This is a genomic window from Rhodoferax sp. GW821-FHT10B06 (assembly GCF_059415605.1).
The window spans coordinates 291,381-309,858 of record NZ_JBWKNO010000004.1 but is presented as its reverse complement, the minus strand read 5'-3'; the positions used below and the strand labels follow the sequence as shown (position 1 = coordinate 309,858).

Annotated in this window: 22 protein-coding genes and 1 tRNA gene; 6 read left to right on the top strand and 17 right to left on the bottom strand. The window is 58.2% G+C overall.

Annotated features, from left to right (window positions below; all coding sequences use genetic code 11):
* Positions 1-26 precede the first annotated feature (26 nt).
* On the bottom strand, positions 27-2,774 hold the full coding sequence (gene secA, locus AC07O2_RS08870) for a preprotein translocase subunit SecA (RefSeq protein ID WP_495075364.1): 2,748 nt from the start codon (positions 2,772-2,774) through the stop codon (positions 27-29).
* A 215-nt stretch (positions 2,775-2,989) separates the two neighbouring features.
* Here secA and AC07O2_RS08865 point away from each other — a divergent pair, with 215 nt between their 5' ends.
* On the top strand, positions 2,990-3,301 hold the full coding sequence (locus AC07O2_RS08865) for a hypothetical protein (RefSeq protein ID WP_495075363.1): 312 nt from the start codon (positions 2,990-2,992) through the stop codon (positions 3,299-3,301).
* Positions 3,302-3,305: 4 nt separating this feature from the next.
* On the opposite strand, the gene AC07O2_RS08860 is transcribed toward AC07O2_RS08865, so the two are convergent.
* The 6 genes from AC07O2_RS08860 to petA all read right to left on the bottom strand — a co-directional run bounded on the left by AC07O2_RS08860 (position 3,306) and on the right by petA (position 7,452).
* A tRNA-Thr gene (locus AC07O2_RS08860) sits at positions 3,306-3,381 on the bottom strand.
* 51 nt (positions 3,382-3,432) lie between these two features.
* On the bottom strand, positions 3,433-3,921 hold the full coding sequence (locus AC07O2_RS08855; RefSeq protein ID WP_495075488.1) for a ClpXP protease specificity-enhancing factor: 489 nt from the start codon (positions 3,919-3,921) through the stop codon (positions 3,433-3,435).
* 22 nt (positions 3,922-3,943) lie between these two features.
* Positions 3,944-4,555 carry a glutathione S-transferase N-terminal domain-containing protein gene (locus AC07O2_RS08850; protein ID WP_490592425.1) on the bottom strand — a complete coding sequence of 204 codons (612 nt, stop codon included), beginning with the start codon at positions 4,553-4,555 and terminating at the stop codon, positions 3,944-3,946.
* 101 nt (positions 4,556-4,656) lie between these two features.
* Complete coding sequence (locus AC07O2_RS08845; RefSeq protein ID WP_495075362.1) at positions 4,657-5,415, bottom strand: cytochrome c1; 759 nt, start codon at positions 5,413-5,415, stop codon at positions 4,657-4,659.
* A gap of 16 nt (positions 5,416-5,431) precedes the next feature.
* Positions 5,432-6,841: a cytochrome b gene (locus AC07O2_RS08840; protein ID WP_495075361.1), complete on the bottom strand. Its 1,410-nt coding sequence runs from the start codon at positions 6,839-6,841 to the stop codon at positions 5,432-5,434.
* Positions 6,842-6,852: 11 nt separating this feature from the next.
* Positions 6,853-7,452: a ubiquinol-cytochrome c reductase iron-sulfur subunit gene (gene petA / locus AC07O2_RS08835; RefSeq protein WP_495075360.1), complete on the bottom strand. Its 600-nt coding sequence runs from the start codon at positions 7,450-7,452 to the stop codon at positions 6,853-6,855.
* A 150-nt stretch (positions 7,453-7,602) separates the two neighbouring features.
* On the opposite strand from petA, the gene mscL reads away from it, so the two are divergent.
* Complete coding sequence (mscL, locus tag AC07O2_RS08830; protein ID WP_495075487.1) at positions 7,603-8,031, top strand: large conductance mechanosensitive channel protein MscL; 429 nt, start codon at positions 7,603-7,605, stop codon at positions 8,029-8,031.
* An 84-nt stretch (positions 8,032-8,115) separates the two neighbouring features.
* Here the strand turns inward: mscL and pdxA are convergent, their stop codons facing one another.
* Positions 8,116-9,162 carry a 4-hydroxythreonine-4-phosphate dehydrogenase PdxA gene (gene pdxA, locus AC07O2_RS08825; RefSeq protein WP_495075359.1) on the bottom strand — a complete coding sequence of 349 codons (1,047 nt, stop codon included), beginning with the start codon at positions 9,160-9,162 and terminating at the stop codon, positions 8,116-8,118.
* On the bottom strand, positions 9,162-9,923 hold the full coding sequence (locus AC07O2_RS08820; protein WP_495075358.1) for a Nif3-like dinuclear metal center hexameric protein: 762 nt from the start codon (positions 9,921-9,923) through the stop codon (positions 9,162-9,164). Before AC07O2_RS08820 ends, pdxA begins: the two co-directional genes overlap by 1 nt.
* A 175-nt stretch (positions 9,924-10,098) precedes the next feature.
* Here AC07O2_RS08820 and AC07O2_RS08815 point away from each other — a divergent pair, with 175 nt between their 5' ends.
* Positions 10,099-11,241 (top strand): S1C family serine protease, encoded by a 1,143-nt coding sequence (locus AC07O2_RS08815; protein WP_495075357.1) that lies wholly within the window; start codon positions 10,099-10,101, stop codon positions 11,239-11,241.
* A gap of 59 nt (positions 11,242-11,300) precedes the next feature.
* Here AC07O2_RS08815 and tatC read toward each other — a convergent pair whose 3' ends face one another.
* The 7 genes from tatC to hisI all read right to left on the bottom strand — a co-directional run bounded on the left by tatC (position 11,301) and on the right by hisI (position 14,506).
* The gene (gene tatC, locus AC07O2_RS08810; RefSeq protein ID WP_495075356.1) at positions 11,301-12,092 is read right to left on the bottom strand and encodes a twin-arginine translocase subunit TatC; all 792 of its coding nucleotides are present in this window, start codon (positions 12,090-12,092) and stop codon (positions 11,301-11,303) included.
* Positions 12,093-12,146: 54 nt separating this feature from the next.
* Complete coding sequence (gene tatB, locus AC07O2_RS08805; RefSeq protein ID WP_495075355.1) at positions 12,147-12,608, bottom strand: Sec-independent protein translocase protein TatB; 462 nt, start codon at positions 12,606-12,608, stop codon at positions 12,147-12,149.
* 22 nt (positions 12,609-12,630) lie between these two features.
* Entirely contained in the window at positions 12,631-12,864 is a 234-nt protein-coding gene (gene tatA / locus AC07O2_RS08800; protein WP_495075354.1) for a Sec-independent protein translocase subunit TatA, read from the bottom strand.
* Between the two features lie 74 nt (positions 12,865-12,938).
* Positions 12,939-13,307 carry a histidine triad nucleotide-binding protein gene (locus AC07O2_RS08795; RefSeq protein ID WP_495075353.1) on the bottom strand — a complete coding sequence of 123 codons (369 nt, stop codon included), beginning with the start codon at positions 13,305-13,307 and terminating at the stop codon, positions 12,939-12,941.
* On the bottom strand, positions 13,304-13,699 hold the full coding sequence (locus AC07O2_RS08790) for a DUF4870 family protein (RefSeq protein WP_495075352.1): 396 nt from the start codon (positions 13,697-13,699) through the stop codon (positions 13,304-13,306). Before AC07O2_RS08790 ends, AC07O2_RS08795 begins: the two co-directional genes overlap by 4 nt.
* The gene (locus tag AC07O2_RS08785) at positions 13,692-14,087 is read right to left on the bottom strand and encodes a phosphoribosyl-ATP diphosphatase (RefSeq protein WP_495075351.1); all 396 of its coding nucleotides are present in this window, start codon (positions 14,085-14,087) and stop codon (positions 13,692-13,694) included. Before AC07O2_RS08785 ends, AC07O2_RS08790 begins: the two co-directional genes overlap by 8 nt.
* A gap of 5 nt (positions 14,088-14,092) precedes the next feature.
* The gene (hisI, locus tag AC07O2_RS08780) at positions 14,093-14,506 is read right to left on the bottom strand and encodes a phosphoribosyl-AMP cyclohydrolase (protein WP_495075486.1); all 414 of its coding nucleotides are present in this window, start codon (positions 14,504-14,506) and stop codon (positions 14,093-14,095) included.
* Positions 14,507-14,621: 115 nt separating this feature from the next.
* Here hisI and gmk point away from each other — a divergent pair, with 115 nt between their 5' ends.
* The 3 genes from gmk (at position 14,622) to AC07O2_RS08765 (ending at position 17,830) form a co-directional block, all read left to right on the top strand.
* Positions 14,622-15,242 carry a guanylate kinase gene (gene gmk / locus AC07O2_RS08775; RefSeq protein ID WP_495075350.1) on the top strand — a complete coding sequence of 207 codons (621 nt, stop codon included), beginning with the start codon at positions 14,622-14,624 and terminating at the stop codon, positions 15,240-15,242.
* A 16-nt stretch (positions 15,243-15,258) separates the two neighbouring features.
* Positions 15,259-15,462: a DNA-directed RNA polymerase subunit omega gene (gene rpoZ / locus AC07O2_RS08770; protein WP_495075349.1), complete on the top strand. Its 204-nt coding sequence runs from the start codon at positions 15,259-15,261 to the stop codon at positions 15,460-15,462.
* Positions 15,463-15,556: 94 nt separating this feature from the next.
* On the top strand, positions 15,557-17,830 hold the full coding sequence (locus AC07O2_RS08765) for a RelA/SpoT family protein (RefSeq protein ID WP_495075348.1): 2,274 nt from the start codon (positions 15,557-15,559) through the stop codon (positions 17,828-17,830).
* A 13-nt stretch (positions 17,831-17,843) separates the two neighbouring features.
* Here the strand turns inward: AC07O2_RS08765 and greB are convergent, their stop codons facing one another.
* Entirely contained in the window at positions 17,844-18,413 is a 570-nt protein-coding gene (greB, locus tag AC07O2_RS08760) for a transcription elongation factor GreB (RefSeq protein WP_495075347.1), read from the bottom strand.
* Between the last annotated feature and the right edge of the window lie 65 nt (positions 18,414-18,478).

Here is an 18,478-nt window from a genome sequence, read left to right as displayed (position 1 = left end):
CAGCCCGTCATCCAACTGGTTGGCAGTTATACCAACTTGCCGTGGCACAGCTTGTAGCGCTTGCCGCTACCGCAGGGGCAGGGGTCGTTGCGCCCCACACGGGGCACCTCGGCAGCAGCTTGGGTATTGGCATCCACGCGGGTTTCCACCTCGCCGGTCTCGGTCGGTGCGGTGTAAGTCACGTTGGCAATGCTTTCGGCCCGGTTTTCCATGGCCTCGGCCGCTTCGCCAAGTTGCTCGCTGGACTGGACCTTGACCGTCATCAGAACCTTGGTCACATCGTTTTTCACGGTGTCCAGCAACTGGCCAAACAGCTCGAAGGCTTCGCGCTTGTATTCCTGCTTGGGCTGCTTTTGCGCGTAGCCGCGCAAATGGATGCCTTGGCGCAGGTAATCCAGCGAGCTCAGGTGCTCACGCCAATGAGTATCTATGCTTTGCAGCAGCACCATGCGTTCAAACTGGGTGAAGTTATCACCGCCCACCTGCTCCACCTTGGCCTGGAAGGAGGCGTTCGCTACGTCCAGCACCTTCTGCACAATATCTTCGTCTGTGATGGCACTGGCAGCCTGCACATAAGCGGCCAAAGGCAAGTCCAGCTGCCATTCATCCAGCAAGGCTTTTTCCAGGCCAGGGATATCCCATTGCTCTTCCACCGATTCGGCAGGAACGAATTGGCGCACCAAATCCATTACGCTGCCCTCGCGCAAAGATTCGATCTGCGCCGTCAAATCCGCAGCGTCCAGAATCTCGTTGCGCTGTTGGTAGATGACCTTGCGTTGGTCGTTGGAAACGTCGTCGTACTCCAGCAGTTGCTTACGCACATCAAAGTTGCGCGCTTCCACCTTGCGCTGGGCGCTTTCAATGCTGCGGGTCACAATGCCGGCTTCAATGGCTTCGCCATCAGGCATCTTGAGCCGGTCCATGATGGACTTGACTCGGTCGCCCGCGAAGATCCGCATCAGCGGATCGTCCAGGCTCAGGTAAAAACGAGACGAACCTGGGTCACCCTGGCGACCCGAGCGACCACGCAACTGGTTATCGATTCGGCGCGATTCATGGCGTTCTGTGGCAATGATGCGCAGACCACCGAGAGCCTTGACGGCTTCGTGGTCCTGCACCCACTGGGCACGCACGCGTTCAATTTCCGCCTGCCTGGTAGCTTCGTCCAGGTCCGGGTTGGCATGGATAGGTTCCAACGCCTTCTCCAGGTTGCCGCCCAGCACAATGTCCGTACCGCGTCCTGCCATATTGGTGGCGATGGTGATCATCTTGGCACGTCCAGCCTGGGCCACGATATCGGCCTCGCGGGCATGCTGCTTGGCGTTTAGCACCTGGTGCGGCAAACCGGCCTCGTTCAACAAGCGGTCGATGATTTCCGAGTTTTCGATCGAGGTCGTACCGACCAGCACGGGCTGGCCACGCTCATGGCACTCGCGGATATCCTTGATGGCAGCTTCGTATTTTTCGCGCGTCGTCTTGTAGACACGGTCCAGTTGGTCTTCGCGGCGACTCACTCGATTGGGCGGAATCACCACGGTTTCCAGACCGTAGATTTCCTGGAACTCGTACGCCTCGGTATCCGCCGTGCCAGTCATGCCGGACAGCTTGCCGTACAGGCGGAAATAGTTCTGGAAGGTGATGGACGCCAGGGTTTGGTTTTCTGCCTGGATGGATACGCCCTCTTTGGCTTCCACAGCCTGGTGCAGGCCTTCACTCCAGCGGCGACCCGACATCAAACGCCCGGTGAACTCGTCCACGATGACGATTTCGCCATCTTGCACCACATAGTGCTGATCACGGTGGTACAGGTGGTTGGCCCGCAACGCCGCATAGACATGGTGCATCAGGGTGATATTGGCTGGGTCATACAAGGAGGCACCCGGCGCCAACAGACCTTGCTCCGCCAGGATGCGTTCGGCATTTTCATGGCCGTCTTCGGTCAGAAATACCTGGTGGGATTTTTCGTCGATCGTGAAATCGCCCGGCTTGGTAACACCTTCACCGGTACGCGGATCCGCCTCACCCTCTTGGCGCGTAAGGAAGGGAATCACCTTATTGATGGCAATGTAGGTTGCCGTGTGGTCTTCTGCTTGGCCACTAATGATCAGCGGGGTACGTGCTTCATCGATCAGGATCGAGTCCACCTCATCGACGATGGCGTAGTTCAAGCCGCGCTGCACACGGTCGCGCACTTCGTACACCATGTTGTCACGCAGGTAATCGAAGCCGTACTCGTTATTGGTACCGTAAGTAATGTCAGCGGCGTAGGCAGCCTGCTTTTCTTCGCGCGGCATGTTCGGCAGATTGACGCCGACTGTAAGGCCCAGAAAGTTGTACAGGCGCTCCATCCAGCGCGCATCACGGTTCGCCAGGTAGTCATTGACCGTGACCACGTGCACACCCTTACCCGAAAGCGCATTCAGATACACCGGCAACGTGGCGGTCAAGGTCTTGCCTTCACCGGTACGCATTTCTGAGATCTTGCCGTTGTGCAACGACATTCCGCCCAGCATCTGCACATCAAAATGGCGCATCTTCATGACCCGCTTGGAGCCTTCCCGGACCACCGCAAACGCCTCCGGCAGAATGGCATCCAGCGACTCACCGCCCGCGACCCGCTGCTTGAACGCTAGCGTTTTCTCCCGCAATGCATCATCTGACAGTTTTTCAAACTGGGACTCCAACGCATTGATGCCCTCAAGCGTCTTGCGGTACTGTTTCAGCAGGCGTTGATTACGGCTGCCGAAAATTTTTGTCAGGAAATTGGTGGTCATGAATGCGAGACCGACACAACCACGGTAGCCGCGGTGTGGCGATCGAAATCCCTAAAGTATCTTGGAGTCAGTTGAGGCTTTGGAGAAAGAAGTCAACCCATGGTTTGCAGAACTTGCGATCCACAACCGACGGATTTTAACCATCTGCCGGTAGCCAGATAAAAGCCGGCTATTGCAGCCCGGCATTTGCATCGCCGCAGATAATCGGAGCTTCCATGCGTAAAAGTAACCACTACGTCACGCTGCAGCAGGCAGCCTCAGCTTCTCCCACACTGGCCCGTTTGACCGCGCTGGCAAAAGATTCGAACGAGCGTTTAAAAGCCATCAAGGGGCTCATGCCAGAGGCCCTGTGGTCAACCATCCAAGCCGGGCCGATTGATGGCAGTAGTTGGTGCCTGCTAGTGAACAACAATGCCGTTTCGGCAAAGCTGAGGCAGCTATCCCCCGCTCTGCTGGCGCATTTACGAACCAAGGGGTGGGATGTGACTACCATCCGCCTCAAGGTAAAAATGAAGACGGATGTTTGAGATATGGTGCCGATTGTCGGAATCGAACTGACGACCTACCGCTTACAAGGCGGTTGCTCTACCAACTGAGCTAAATCGGCAACTTTTCTATTTTAACCAATCGATGAGGACTTTTTCAGTCACCCATCTTTTTACTTCACGCGCTTCAATGCCGGTCGCGCTCCGCTCGATGGCCGCGGGGGCTCAGGAGGCTCACCGCCCTCATCAGCATCCAACGCCACTCCCTTGAGAGAAGCATCCGTAACCACCGCACTTGGAGAGCTCTTCACCACGGCATCGGCAGTGGGCGCTGGCCCCGCCACCGGTGAAGGGAATGCCATACCCTGGCCGTTTTCACGCGCATAAATAGCAATCACGCGGCCAATCGGCACCAAGATCTCACGTGGAGTCCCCGCGAAGCGGGCTTTGAACTCGATGAAATCATTCCCCAGCTTGAGCGAGCTGGTCGCATCAAAGCTGATGTTGAGAACAATCTCACCATCCTTCACATACTCCCGCGGAACCTGCACCGAATCATCGACCAGCACAGCTACGTAAGGCGTAAATCCATTGTCGGTACACCACTCGTACAGCGCCCTGATCAAGTAGGGGCGCGTGGAAGTCGAATCCAAGGCTTGCATGATGGACAACCGATACTCCTGCTTACTTGCGCATCACTTTTTCAGACGGCGTCAATGCCTCGATATAGGCAGGACGGGAGAAAATCCGTTCAGCATACTTCAGCAACGGAGCCGCATTCTTGCTCAGGTCGATGCCATAGAAATCCAGGCGCCACAGCAAAGGAGCAATCGCCACATCCAGCATGGAGAAGTTGTCACCCAACATGTACTTGTTCTTCAAGAACACGGGGGCCAATTGGGTCAGGCGATCACGGATGTGGGCACGGGCCTTTTCCAGTGCTTTTTCATTACCTTTGGAAGCGCGCGACTCCAGCAGCGCAACGTGCACGAACAATTCCTTTTCGAAATTGAGCAAGAACAGACGTACGCGTGCACGATCCACCGGATCACCGGGCATCAGCTGGGGATGGGGGAAACGCTCATCAATGTATTCATTGATGATGTTCGACTCATACAAGATCAGATCCCGCTCCACCAGAATCGGCACTTGCCCGTAAGGATTCATGACGCTGATGTCTTCGGGTTTGTTGTAGAGGTCCACATCGCGGATTTCGAAGTCCATGCCCTTTTCAAACAATACGAAACGGCAGCGGTGGGAAAACGGGCAGGTCGTTCCTGAATACAAGACCATCATGGCAAAGGGCTCCTAAAAATCAAAAAGAGTGGGGTGCGCAATGCATGCCCACTCTACAAATCCCGGGTATAAGGCCCGGGACACCAAATACTGCAACAGGTCTACTTGACGTCTTTCCAGAACGCCGCATTGAGCCGCCACGTGAAGAGAGTCAACACCCCCAAAAACAATAGCACCCAGACACCCACCCGCACGCGGCTGTTCTGCGCCGGCTCGCCCATCCACTGGAGATAGCTCACCAAATCACCCACAGCCTGTTCGTACTGCAAAGGAGTCATGGTACCGGGAGTCACTTGCTCCCATCCCTTGAACACCTTCACCTCATGCCCATGCTCTTCGACTTCCGCATAAACAGGCTTGCGGCTTCCTTGCAGTTCCCACAAAACATGGGGCATGCCCACATTCGGGAACACCAGATTATTCCAGCCCGTCGGCTTGGTATCGTCTGGATAGTAACTACGCAAATAGGTATACAAGTAATCTGCACCAGTACCACCGTGACCGGAGCGCGAACGGGTAATCAACGTCAGATCGGGCGGGTTGGCACCGAACCAGTCTTTGGCCTGTCGAGGGTCGATGGCCGCCTTCATGGTTTCGCCAACCTTTTCGGTAGTGAACAGCAGATTATCCTTGATCTGCTGATCGGTCAGCCCGATATCCCGTAAACGGTTGAAACGCATGAACGCCGCGGAGTGGCAGCTCAGGCAGTAATTGACGAATAACTTGGCGCCGTTTTGCAAGGCGGCCAGGTCATTGGTCTTATTGGGCGCCTTGTCCCAATGAACCTCATTGCCTTCAGAAGCCTGTGCACCGAAAGACAGTGTCAGCGCTGCGAGCATGCCGAGAATCAGTTTTTTCATATTCAGAATCTCCGGCTTAGTGCGCAGTAAAGGTTATGCGACTGGGCACGGGCTTGGGCGTTCCCAAGCGACTCCACCACGGCATCAGCAGAAAGAAACCGAAATAGAACAGCGTGCCAATCTGCGAAACGCGGCCACCGATATCCGATGGTGGCTGCACACCCAAATAACCAAGAACCAGGAAATTCACGACAAACACCGCATACACATATTTGTGCCAGCTGGGACGATAACGGATGGACTTCACGGGGCTGTGATCCAGCCAAGGCAGGAAGAACAATATGATGACCGCGCCTCCCATGGCAACCACACCCCAGAACTTGGCGTCAATCGACATCATCATGGCCACCACGCCCGCAGCCACCACCACGATGGCCGCCTTGACAAAGCTCGGCAACTTGAACTTGAACACGCCAAGGGCCGCACCACCCACCACACAAGCGATCAGTGCGTACATCATCTCACTGGTAATCGCTCGCAGCATGGAATAGAACGGGGTGAAGTACCACACCGGAGCAATGTGCAAAGGCGTCTTTAGCGAATCAGCCGGAATGAAGTTGTTGTATTCCAGAAAGTAGCCACCAAACTCTGGCGCAAAAAAGATGATGGCCGTAAATACCATCAAGAACACGCTGACACCGAAGATGTCGTGCACCGAGTAATAGGGGTGAAACGGAATTCCGTCCAGAGGATGGCCATTCGCATCCTTGGGAGCATTCGGACCCTTGATTTCTACACCGTCAGGGTTGTTGGAGCCGACTTCATGCAGCGCAATGATGTGTGCCGCCACCAGGCCCAGCAAGACCAAGGGCACAGCAATCACATGAAAGCTGAAGAAGCGGTTCAGAGTCGCATCACCCACCACGTAATCGCCACGGATCAGCAGGGCCAGATCCGGGCCTACGAAAGGAATGGCAGAGAACAGATTCACGATCACCTGCGCACCCCAATAGCTCATTTGCCCCCAGGGCAGCAAATAGCCCATAAAAGCTTCGGCCATCAGACATAGAAAGATCGCGCAACCGAATATCCACACCAATTCACGCGGCTTGCGATACGAACCGTACAGCAAGCCACGAAACATATGCAGGTACACGACCACGAAGAACGCCGATGCGCCAGTGGAATGCATATAGCGTATCAACCAGCCCCAGGGCACATCGCGCATGATGTATTCCACCGAGGCAAACGCCAGGTTGGAATCTGGCTTGTAGTGCATCACCAGAAAGATGCCGGTGACGATTTGCAGCACCAGCACCAACAGGGACAAGGAACCAAAGATGTACCAGAAGTTGAAGTTCTTGGGTGCGTAGTACTCCGACATATGCTCTTTGAAGAGCTTGCTTGCCGGGAAGCGATTGTCTACCCAATTCAACAGCTTTTCTGGGCCGCTGGCATTGGGGGAGATTTCTTTATATACAGCCATGTGGGGTTCCCTCAAGCCTTCTTATCTTCACCAATCAGCAGCCGCGTATCCGAGAGATACATGTGCGGCGGAACTGGCAAGTTGTCTGGGGCGGGTTTATTCTTGTAGACGCGACCTGCCATGTCGAAAGTCGAGCCATGGCATGGGCAGAGAAAGCCACCTGCCCAGTCACTGGGCAAAGATGGTTGGGGCCCCGGTGTGAACTTATCCGAAGGTGAGCACCCTAAGTGGGTACATATACCTACGACCACCAGAAATTCCGGCTTGATGGAACGCCCTTCGTTGCGGGCGTATTCCGGTGTGAATTCGGAAGGATTGCGCAACGATTTGGGGTCAGCCAACTCAGCATCCAGCTTGGGCAGCTCGGCGACCTGCTCCGGCGTACGGCGCAAAATCCATACGGGCTTGCCGCGCCATTCCACCGTCATTTTTTCACCCGGCTTGAGGCCCGAGATATCGGCTTCTACCGCAGCACCGGCGGCTTTGGCGCGCTCTGAAGGCTGAAAGGTACTTACGAAAGGGATGGCGGTTGCTACGCCACCCACAGCACCGGCACAACCGGATGCAATCAACCACGTTCGCTTACTGTTGTCCACTGAAGCATCACTCATGGGGGTCCTCAAATTCATTGCCGTTTGGGATCAACTACTGATTGTATCCGAGCGATATCGTTCACCCCATCCCGGCAAACCCGCTACAACTGGTCCATGTGGCCGATATTGTGGAGAATAATGACCCTCGTCAAACTACCAGGAAAAGACATGGGCATGCTGCAGGAATTCAAGGAATTCGCCGTAAAAGGCAACGTGATCGACCTCGCCGTCGGTGTCATCATCGGTGGCGCTTTTGGCAAGATTGTGGATTCTGTAGTGGGCGACCTGATCATGCCGGTGGTGGGCACGATTTTCGGCAAGCTCGATTTTTCCAGCATGTTCGTCGTACTCGGCACACCACCAGCAGGCACGGCGATGACTGTGGCTGAGCTCAAGAAAGCTGGCGTGCCGGTGTTTGCCTATGGCAACTTCATCACCGTAGCGGTGAACTTCGCAATTCTGGCTTTCATCATTTTCATGATGGTGAAGCAGATCAACCGCTTCAAGAAAGATGCACCGGCGCCCGTTGCCGCAGAACCGGTAACACCCGAAGACATCTTGCTGCTGCGCCAAATCCGCGATAGCCTGAACAAATAGACCCGCCCCATAACAGCACTCTATTTTCCATAGCAAAAAACACCCGCCAATCTTGTGCTGGCGGGGTTTTTTATCAGCCCAATGTCACGGAAAGCGGCACAGCCGGCGCGCCATGCGGATGGCGGCCACCAGGCTGGACGCATCGGCAACGCCCGTGCCTGCAATATCAAACGCCGTACCGTGGTCCGGGCTGGTGCGCACCAGCGGCAGGCCCAACGTCACGTTCACGCCCTGCTCCACACCCAGGTATTTCACGGGGATCAGGCCCTGGTCGTGGTACATGGCGACCACTACATCGAACTCGCCCGGCTGGCCATTCTTGGCGCGGGCACGCATGAAGACGGTGTCGGGCGCATAAGGCCCATGGACATCCATACCCTCCGCCCGCGCAGTCTGGATAGCGGGAATGATGGTGTCCATCTCTTCCCGGCCAAACAAGCCCCCTTCACCCGCGTGCGGATTCAACCCGGCCACGCCGATGCGTGGCGCGCGGCCCAATGCCGTACCCACAGACTGGTGGGTGATGCGCAGGGTTTGCAGCACGCCGCCCAAGGTCACCGCGTCAATCGCATGGCGCAATGACAGATGGATGCTGACCAGCACCGTGCGCAGCTCGTCGTTGGCCAGCATCATGCGCACCGGCACGTCCTGCACCGGCTTACCGAGAAAGGCCGCAGCCTCGGCCTGCAGCAGCTCGGTGTGGCCTGGAAACGGCACGCCGGCAGCCGCCAGCGCCTCTTTGTGCAAGGGGGCGGTCACCACCGCCGCCAGCTCACCGCGCAGAGCCGCACGGCTGGCCCAAACCACGCAATCGGCCGCAACCTTACCCGCCAAAGCGCTCACTTGCGCATATGGTATCTGCGGGAAATGCTCCGTTATTTGTAGCACCGGGATGCAGCGGGGCGGTACGGACCAGACCTCCTGCGGTGCCGCAATCAGCGCCACTGGCAGGCCGGGCTGGCCGGGACCGCTGACCAGTTGAGAGGCGCGGCGCACAGTGGCCAGATCACCGGCCACAAAACAGCCCTGGGTGGCATCGGGCGCGTCACGGAAGGCCTTGGCAATGGTTTCCGGACCGATACCGGCCGGGTCGCCCAAGGTAATGGCAATAGGAGCTTGCAGGGCTGGCATCATGCGGGATTGGGTATGTCGATGAAGGTGTGGGCCACACCCAGTTGCTCCGCCACATGGGCCGCCACCGCAGGCGCTCCGTAGCGTTCGCTGGCATGGTGGCCGCAAGCGATGAAAGCCACGCCGCATTCACGCGCGTAGTGGGCCTGGGGTTCGGAAATCTCGCCGGTGATGAAAGCATCGGCCCCGGCGGCGATGGCAGCCTCGAAATAGCCTTGCGCACCGCCCGTGCACCAAGCTATCTTTTTAATAGCTCCCTGCGCACCAGGAATCTGCACTACCGGCCTATCCAGTACTTTTTCTACATGCTGAGCCAAGGCTTGCACGGAGTCGAAAACACCGCCATCGGCGCGCTCGCCCAGAAAGCCCAGCTCATTGTCGCCAAACTGCCCTGCCCCCAGCAAACCCAAGCGCGCGCCCAGCTGGGCGTTGTTGCCCAGCGTGGGGTGGGCATCAAGTGGCAGATGGTAGGCATAGAGGTTGATGTCATGGGCCAGCAGCAAGGCCAGGCGCTGCTTCATCCAACCGGTCACCGTGCCGCTCTGCCCCCGCCAGAACAAGCCATGGTGTACAAAGATGGCGTCGGCCTGCTGGGCCACGGCTGCTTCAATCAATGCCAGACTGGCGGTGACGCCCGAGACAATACGTGTGATCTGGGGCTTGCCTTCGACCTGCAGGCCGTTCGGCCCGTAGTCCTTGAAGCGTACGGGTTGTAGCAAGGCATCAAAAGCCTGCAGCAGTGCGGTGCGAGAGGTACTCATGGCAGCATTTTCGCAGCTACGGCACACCCCGCGCTGCATCGGGCTAGCTCTGGTCACGACGGAACGGCGCAAACCCGCTTGGGTTGTGGCGTCCCTGCGGCTTGGGAGACAATGGCTTATTTGTCTGTGTTTGCGGCCGCTCTACCCGCCACGCCACTCCACCATATTTCCCACCATGAAGCGCCTCTGGCTCCTGTTTGCCCAAACCGCCACCATTCTGCTGGCCGCCTATTTCGTCGTCACCACGCTCAAGCCCGAGTGGCTGGGCAAGCGGCCGTTTTCCGGCAGCACCATCTCCTTGATCGAAGCCCCCGCCAGCGCGTCCAGCGCCCCGGCTTCGGGTAGCTTCAGTGCCGCCGCAAAAAAAGCCTCGCCGGCGGTGGTCAGCATCAACACCAGCAAAATGGCTGAGCGCGACCCGCGCAGCGACGATCCCTGGTTCAAATTCTTCTTTGGCGATCGCGGCAGCCAGGCCCAGGTCGGCCTGGGCAGCGGCGTAATCGTCAGCGACAGCGGCTATATCCTGACCAATAACCACGTGGTGGAAGGCGCGGACTCCATCGAAGTCACGCTCACCGACAGCCGCCACGTGCAGGCCCAGGTGATAGGCACCGACCCGGACACCGACCTGGCCATCCTGAAGATCACGCTGGACAAGCTGCCGGTGATGGTGCTGGGCAGCTCGGACGCACTGCAGGTGGGCGACCAGGTGCTGGCGATCGGCAACCCGTTTGGCGTGGGCCAGACAGTCACCAGCGGCATCGTCAGCGCGCTGGGCCGCAACCAGTTGGGCATCAACACCTTTGAGAACTTCATCCAGACCGACGCAGCCATCAACCCGGGCAACTCCGGCGGTGCGCTGGTAGACGTGAATGGCAATCTGATGGGCATCAACACCGCCATCTACTCGCGCTCCGGCGGCAGCATGGGCATTGGCTTCGCCATACCCGTATCGACCGCCAAGCTGGTGCTGGAAGGCATCGTCACCGAAGGCCAGGTGCGCCGCGGCTGGATAGGCGTGGAGCCCAACGACCTATCCCCCGAACTGGCCGAGACCTTCGGCGTGAAGACGCTGCAGGGCGTAATCATCACCGGAGTGCTGCAAAACGGCCCGGCAGCCCATGCTGGCATCCGGCCGGGCGATGTGATCAAGATGGTGGGGGATAAGCCGGTGAGCACCGTGTCGGAGCTGCTGACCAGCGTGGCCATGCTCAAGCCTGGCACCGCCAGCAAATTCAGCGTGCTGCGCCAGGACAAGGAACTGAGCTTGGACGTGACCCCGGGCCTCCGCCCCAAGCCCGCGCGGCAAGAGCGCTAATCCGCTACAGTTTCAATAGCTACTGGCGTAGATAAATCATGCGCCAGAGGCATATTTGATCAAGATTCTGCGGGTTTGGCGTCGTCTGGCGACTGGGTGTGCTTGATGAAAACCTGCGCGGCCCAGATGCCCATCTCGTACAGCAGGCACATGGGAATGGCCAGCGCCAGCTGCGACACCACATCGGGCGGGGTCACCACAGCAGCCACGATGAAGGCCAACACCACGAAGTAGCCGCGAAAGCTCTTCAGCTTGTCGATGCTGACCAGACCCATACGGGCCAACACCACCACCACGATAGGCACCTCAAAGGCCAGGCCGAAGGCCAGGAACATGGTGAGCACAAAGCTCAGATAGGCTTCAACATCCGGCGTCGCCTTGATGCTGTGCGGCGCGAAGTTCTGGATGAACTTGAACACCTGCCCAAACACGAAGAAGTAACAGAACGCCACGCCCACGAAGAACAGCAGCGTGCTCGATACCACCAGGGGTAGCACCAGTTTTTTCTCGTGCGAATACAGGCCTGGCGCTACAAATGCCCAGACCTGCCACAGCACCACCGGCAGCGCAATCATCAACGCCGCCATGAACATCACCTGGATGGGCACCATGAACGGCGAGATCACCGAAGTGGCGATCAGCGAACTGCCTTCTGGCATGGCCGCCACCAAGGGCGAGGCCAGCATGTCGTATAGACGCGCCGGGCCGGGGTACAGCGCCAAACCACCGGCAGCCACCAGCACGGCCAGCAAAGCCTTCACCAGGCGGTCACGCAGCTCCATCAGGTGCTGCACAAAGGGCTGCTCGGTTCCGGCTAGTTCGTCGTCTTGCTTGTTGTGTGGATCAGACATCGTGGACATTCATTGGGGCATGCCCAAACAGACACAGAGGCCGGCTGGCCTCTGTTAATTGATTTTCTGGGGACGGTAGCGCGCCACGCGGGCCGCACCCGAGAGCGCCTTGGTACGCACGCCGGTACGCGCCTTGAACCACTGCGGCGTTGCGCCCTGCTTGAGCCGCCAGCGCTTTTGGGGGCGCTTGTATTCAGGGTACTGCGCATAGTCGTAGTCAGGCGCTGCCAGGGCGCTGGAGCCGTCGTCTGTCACCTGCTTTTCAAAGTCGCTGACGTTGGTCTGGATGGACTGGTGCACATCGCGCGCTGCACCTTCCATCGTTTCCTTCATTTTCTTCAGCTCATCCAGGTCCATGGACCGGTTGACTTCGGCCTTGACGTCGGCCACATAACGCTGCGCCTTGCCCAGCAAGGTCCCCACGGTGCGCGCGACGCGCGGCAGCTTTTCCGGCCCGATGACGATCAACGCCACCGCGCCGATCAGCGCCATTTTCGAGATGCCGAGATCGATCACAGCTGTGAAATCTGCTCAGTGCTCAAGACTTGGTCTTGGCTTCCACGTCGATCGTGGTTTTTTGTGCGCCCGTGGTGCTGCCCACTTGGGCTGCAGGCTTGTCTTCTTCGGTCGCCGCGCCGTCGCGCATGCCGTCCTTGAAGCCCTTCACCGCGCCACCCAGGTCGCTGCCCATGTTCTTCAGCTTCTTGGTGCCGAACACCATGACCACGATCAACAGGACGATCAACCAATGCCAGATAGAAAAAGAACCCATGGAATGCTCCTAACAATGTATGTTTGATTCTAGTCGGCAGGCATGACAGCAGAGGCCAACCGCCAGGTAAAAGCCTAGCCCTTCAGCCAGGGTCGCGGACCGCCGATCACGTGCAAATGCAAATGGTGCACCTCCTGCCCGCCATCATCGCCGGTATTTGCAATCACCCTAAACCCGCCTTGCGGGTAGGGCCTGCAGCCCTCCTGCGCAGCCAGTTGCGGGGCCAATACCATCATGCGCCCAACCAGCGCCGCATGTTCCGGCTGCAACTGCGCCATGGACGGAATATGCGGCTTCGGCACCATCAGGAAATGTACTGGCGCCCACGGATGGATGTCGTGGAACACGAAAAGTTCTTCGTCTTCATAGACTTTCTTGGACGGAATCTGCCCCGCAATAATCTTGCAAAACAGGCAATTTGCATCGTGCTGGTGGGTTGTCACAGGCTATCTCCTACTGCTTGGCTGGCATTCATAGCCACCATGCCGCGCACGATACGGTACAAAAACCACAATGAAATCAAGCCCCAGGCGATCCAGCCAGGCAAGATGAAGAGAAACCACAGCGGTGCCGTCACCACATACAGCACACCGGCCCACAACACGGTGCGGATACGCCAGGAAAAATGGCTGGCCTGCCAGGTTCCTTCGGCCTCGCCCTTCTTCACAAGATCGATCACCAGGGCCACGATCAGCAAAGCAGCACCGGGCTGTGCACCAGGAATGACGGCACCAATAGCCACGATCAGGTGCAGTATGTAGCTGACCCAGCCCACGGTTTTCAGCTCCTGCGCTTTCTCGCTGTCCACGGCATGTACATCGATCACGTCACTCATGGGCCGCTCCTGGAGCCTGGGCCTCACGTGCCAACACCTTGCGCAGGGCTTTCTCCTCGATGCCGCTGGTGCCTTCACGGCGCTCCAGTTCGGCAATCACGTCGGCCGGGCTCAGGTCGAAATGGGCCAAAGCCACCATGGAATGGAACCACAGGTCTGCCACTTCGTTGACAAATTTGGCCTTCAGAGCGGGGGTCGCACCGCCATGCTCGGCGTCTTTTGCGGCCATCACGGCCTCGGTAGCTTCCTCCCCGATCTTCTTCAAAAAGGCATCCGGCCCCTTGTGCAGCAAGCGCGCCACATAGCTGGCGCTGGGGTCACCGCCAAGGGCTGGCTTGCGGCTATCAATCACGGCGGCCAGTCGGGCCAATGGGTCTTGGAGTTGCATAGCAGTTATTTATAGATGGATGCCGGGTCTTTCAAGACCGGGTCAATGGCTGTCCAGGTGGCTCCACCCTCGGCTCCAATGTCCAGCACGCTGAAAAAGCAGCTGTGACGCCCAGTGTGGCAGGCAATACCGGGGGTATGGCCCTGCTGCGTCACCTTAAGCAGGATCACATCATTGTCACAGTCCAGGCGGATTTCATGCACCGTCTGGACATGACCCGACTCTTCGCCCTTGAACCACAGGCGGTTGCGCGAGCGGCTGAAGTACACGGCCCTGCCCAGGGCGGCGGTCTTTTCTAGCGCCTCGCGGTTCATCCAGGCGAACATCAACACATCTCCACTGGAGGCTTCTTGTGCAATCACGGGAACCAGCCCTTGGGCGTCCCATTTCACTTCGTTTAACCAATTCATAGGCTGTATTGTCAGCGATTGCCGGTACGTGGCGCCACGGACACGCACAGCCGCTTTGGTCCATCGACGGCAAGGGCAAATATAGAATGTGCCATTTTTCAGCCGTCACCGACGCCCCAGCACCATGGACTATCCTGGAAATTTAATTGTGGTTGCCGCTCCCAGCGGCGCAGGGAAATCCAGCCTGGTCAAGGCCCTGATGGAGCTCGACTCCAAGGTGCAACCCTCGGTATCGCACACCACCCGAGCCCCGCGCGGCCAGGAAAAGCACGGTCGCGAATATTTTTTCACATCGCAATCCGAATTCGATGCCATGGTGCAGGCAGACGCCTTTGTGGAGTGGGCCGAGGTCCACGGAAACCGCTACGGCACGTCCAAAAAAGCCATTGAAGAACGCATGGCCCAGGGCGCAGATGTGATTCTGGAAATCGACTTCCAGGGCGCCATCCAGATCAAGCAGATTTTTGCCAATGCCGTGCTGATCTTCATCCTGCCTCCCAGCTGGGAAGAGCTGCGCTCACGCCTGGAGCGGCGTGGCGAAGATGCTCCGGACGTTATCGAATTGCGCCTAGCCAATGCCGCCGTAGAGATGGCGCAAGCGCATAAATTCGACTTCGTTATAATCAACGAGCTATTTGACCGGGCAGTTTTCGACATGAAAACCATTGTTCATGCCCAGCGGCTCAAGTTTGCGGCCCAACGCCGCGCCCGAGCCGACACCTTCAAATCCCTGAACATCGCATAGTTTTCTGGAGAAATTCATGGCCCGTATCACCGTCGAAGATTGCCTGGTGCAAATCCCTAACCGTTTTCAACTGGTTTTGGCAGCTACCTACCGCGCACGCATGCTGAGCCAGGGCCATGCTCCGAAAATCGAGAGCAAGAACAAGCCCCTGGTCACCGCATTGCGCGAGATTGCCGACGGCAAAATCGGCCTGGAAATGCTGAAAAAGGTCCCAAGCTGATCTTTGCAGGCCTGCACACTTTAAAAGGCACCGAAATTCGGTGCCTTTTTTATTGCCCGGCTGCGACATGTGACAGCCACGCTATATTTGCAACATGAGTGACACGCCTTTACCTGCCAGCAGCACAGCCCCGCCCCAGCCCCCCCATAAAGGCGGACGCGGCGCCAGCCCAGCTGCAGCCAACGCAGCGGCGGCCAGCTTCGCAGCCCTGACGGCCAGTCTAGACTACCTGGATAGCGCCAGTGTGGAGCAGGTACGGCAAGCCTACCGCTTTGCCGACGAAGCCCATCTGGGCCAATTGCGTAACAGCGGTGAGCCCTATATCACGCACCCGATTGCAGTTGCGGCCCAGTGCGCGGCCTGGAAGCTCGACGCGCAGGCGCTGATGGCGGCATTGCTGCATGACGCCATGGAAGACTGCGGCACGACCAAATCGGAACTGATCGAACGTTTTGGCGCACCGGTTGCCGAGCTGGTCGATGGCTTGACCAAGCTGGACAAACTGCAATTCAACACACGCGAAGAAAACCAGGCCGAATCATTCCGAAAGATGCTGCTGGCCATGGCCCGCGACGTCCGGGTGATACTGATCAAGCTAGCCGATCGAACCCACAATATGCGCACCATGGGCGACATGCCCCGGTCGAAATGGGGACGCATCGCCTCCGAAACCCTGGAAATCTACGCCCCTATCGCCCACCGCCTGGGGCTCAACCAGACCTACCGCGAACTGCAAGACCTGTCGTTTCGCCACCTGCGCCCCTGGCGCTATGCCATTTTGGCCAAGGCCGTGACCAAGGCACGCAACCGCCGACGCGACTTGGTGCAAAAAGTACAGCAAGAGGTCGAAAACACCTTTGCGCAAACAGGCATGCAGGTGCGCATCGCTGGACGCGAAAAAACCCTGTATTCCATCTACCAAAAGATGGCCGACAAGCACCTCACCTTTGCCCAGGTAACGGACATTTACGGATTCCGGGTCATCGTCTCCAGCGTCACCGACTGCTACACCGCACTGGGCGTGCTACACCAACTGTATAAGCCGGTGCCAGGCAAATTCAAGGACCATATCGCGATTGCCAAGCTCAACGGCTATCAATCCCTGCATACCACGCTAGTAGGGCCGTCGGGTGTAAACGTGGAATTCCAAATGCGCACAGAGGCCATGCACCTGGTTGCGGAATCCGGCGTGGCCGCCCACTGGCTCTACAAAACCAACGATGCCGACAGCGCCACAGCCGAGCGCCTTGGCACCAAATGGCTGCAATCCCTGCTCGACATCCAGGATGAAACCCGCGATGCGGCGGAGTTCTGGGACCACGTCAAGGTGGACCTGTTCCCCGACGCCGTGTATGTCTTCACGCCTAAAAGCCAGATCATGGCCATGCCGCGCGGCGCGACCGTGGTGGACTTTGCCTACGCCATCCACAGTAATGTGGGTGACCGCACGGTTGCCGCCAAAATCAATGGGGAGCAGGTACCGTTGCGCACCGAGCTGCGCAACGGCGACATCATCGAAATCATCACCGCCTCGGTCTCCGCCCCGAATCCGGCATGGCTAGGCTTTGTGCGGACTGGCAGGGCCCGCTCCAAGATCCGCCACCACCTGAAAAGCATGGCGCAGACCGAGTCTGAAAGCATGGGCGAAAAACTGCTCACACAGGCCCTGCGCGCCGAAGGTCTGGAACGATTACCCGAGTCCACCCCAGAACAGCAACCCATCTGGGACAAGCTGCTGCGCTTCACCGGCAACCGTAGCCGGATTGAACTGCTGACCGACATCAGCCTGGGCAAACGGGTTGCCAGCATCGTCGCCAAACGACTGGTGCACTTGCTGGCGGAAAAGGGAGAGAAACCTGACGCGTTGCTGCTGTCACGTGAGCGCTATATGGCGCATGAGACTGTCTCACAGGGCGCGGTCATACTGGACGGTAGCGAGAACACCTCGGTGCAGTTTGCACGCTGCTGCCGCCCCATTCCAGGAGACGCCATCGTCGGCTACCTGGGGCGCGGAGAAGGTTTGGCGGTGCATACCGCCAATTGCGCTGTTGCCAAACGCCTGCAGTACAAAGATAGTGAACGGTTTATTGCCGTGGACTGGGCGGATGAGCCGATGCGGCAGTTCGAAACCGGCATCGTTGTCACCGTCACCAGCGGAAAAGGCGTGCTGGCCAAGGTCGCGGCCGCGCTGGCCGTTGCCGAGGTGGACATCACCCAGGTCGACATGGGCCAGGAAGAAGCGCATGGCGCAAACGACCTGCGCTTCGTGATCTCTGTGCGCGACCAGGCCCATCTGGAGGTAGCGCTGCGCCACGTACAGCGCACACCCTCGGTGATCCGGGCTCAGCGCATTACACCGGCATCCTAAGGCTAACCTGCTGCTAGGCCGCCGCTCCTGGCGCAGGGTAGTCCACACGCAGTACCTCGATGTCCTGCATACCTACGGGCGACTGCAAACGCACAACATCGCCCACCCGGGCTTTCAACAGCGCCCGCGCGATCGGCGACACCCAGCTGACTTGGCCCAGGGAGGTATCGGCCTCATCTATGCCACGTATGGTCACCGTGCGTTGCTGGCCCGAGGCGTCTTCGTACGCCACCGTGGCACCAAAAAATACCTGGTCACTACCGAAATGAACCGATGGGTCCACCACTTCCGCAATTTCCAGGCGCTTGGTCAAGAAACGAATGCGTCGGTCAATTTCCCGCAGGCGCTTTTTGCCGTACAGGTAGTCACCGTTTTCCGAGCGGTCGCCGTTGCTGGCAGCCCAATAGACCACATCCACGATCTTCGGGCGCTCAACCTCCATCAAGGTATTGAATTCGGCGCGCAAACGGGCGCAACCCTCGGGCGTCATGTAGTTCTTGCTGCCGGAGGGCAAGGCTGCCGTAGGAGAGACGTCAACGTCTTCGTCTTCCGCATCGCTTTCGCGTGTAAAGGCTTTGCTCATGGATATTGGCACCTCACAGCACAATGTAAAAAGCCCGCAATCTTACGATTGCGGGCTTATACGTT

Bases quoted from the DNA above. Each gene is read 5' to 3' on its own strand.
- AC07O2_RS08815 (WP_495075357.1), top strand. From the start codon at position 10,099: ATGAAGCGCCTCTGGCTCCTGTTTGCCCAAACCGCCACCATTCTGCTG.
- rpoZ (WP_495075349.1), top strand. From the start codon at position 15,259: ATGGCCCGTATCACCGTCGAAGATTGCCTGGTGCAAATCCCTAACCGT.
- AC07O2_RS08765 (WP_495075348.1), top strand. From the start codon at position 15,557: ATGAGTGACACGCCTTTACCTGCCAGCAGCACAGCCCCGCCCCAGCCC.
- AC07O2_RS08820 (WP_495075358.1), bottom strand. From the start codon at position 9,923: ATGAGTACCTCTCGCACCGCACTGCTGCAGGCTTTTGATGCCTTGCTA.
- AC07O2_RS08790 (WP_495075352.1), bottom strand. From the start codon at position 13,699: ATGAGTGACGTGATCGATGTACATGCCGTGGACAGCGAGAAAGCGCAG.
- petA (WP_495075360.1), bottom strand. From the start codon at position 7,452: ATGAGTGATGCTTCAGTGGACAACAGTAAGCGAACGTGGTTGATTGCA.
- secA (WP_495075364.1), bottom strand. From the start codon at position 2,774: ATGACCACCAATTTCCTGACAAAAATTTTCGGCAGCCGTAATCAACGC.
- AC07O2_RS08865 (WP_495075363.1), top strand. From the start codon at position 2,990: ATGCGTAAAAGTAACCACTACGTCACGCTGCAGCAGGCAGCCTCAGCT.
- mscL (WP_495075487.1), top strand. From the start codon at position 7,603: ATGGGCATGCTGCAGGAATTCAAGGAATTCGCCGTAAAAGGCAACGTG.
- tatA (WP_495075354.1), bottom strand. From the start codon at position 12,864: ATGGGTTCTTTTTCTATCTGGCATTGGTTGATCGTCCTGTTGATCGTG.
- greB (WP_495075347.1), bottom strand. From the start codon at position 18,413: ATGAGCAAAGCCTTTACACGCGAAAGCGATGCGGAAGACGAAGACGTT.
- gmk (WP_495075350.1), top strand. From the start codon at position 14,622: ATGGACTATCCTGGAAATTTAATTGTGGTTGCCGCTCCCAGCGGCGCA.
- AC07O2_RS08845 (WP_495075362.1), bottom strand. From the start codon at position 5,415: ATGAAAAAACTGATTCTCGGCATGCTCGCAGCGCTGACACTGTCTTTC.
- AC07O2_RS08855 (WP_495075488.1), bottom strand. From the start codon at position 3,921: ATGCAAGCCTTGGATTCGACTTCCACGCGCCCCTACTTGATCAGGGCG.
- AC07O2_RS08840 (WP_495075361.1), bottom strand. From the start codon at position 6,841: ATGGCTGTATATAAAGAAATCTCCCCCAATGCCAGCGGCCCAGAAAAG.
- tatC (WP_495075356.1), bottom strand. From the start codon at position 12,092: ATGTCTGATCCACACAACAAGCAAGACGACGAACTAGCCGGAACCGAG.
- pdxA (WP_495075359.1), bottom strand. From the start codon at position 9,162: ATGCCAGCCCTGCAAGCTCCTATTGCCATTACCTTGGGCGACCCGGCC.
- AC07O2_RS08785 (WP_495075351.1), bottom strand. From the start codon at position 14,087: ATGCAACTCCAAGACCCATTGGCCCGACTGGCCGCCGTGATTGATAGC.
- AC07O2_RS08850 (WP_490592425.1), bottom strand. From the start codon at position 4,555: ATGATGGTCTTGTATTCAGGAACGACCTGCCCGTTTTCCCACCGCTGC.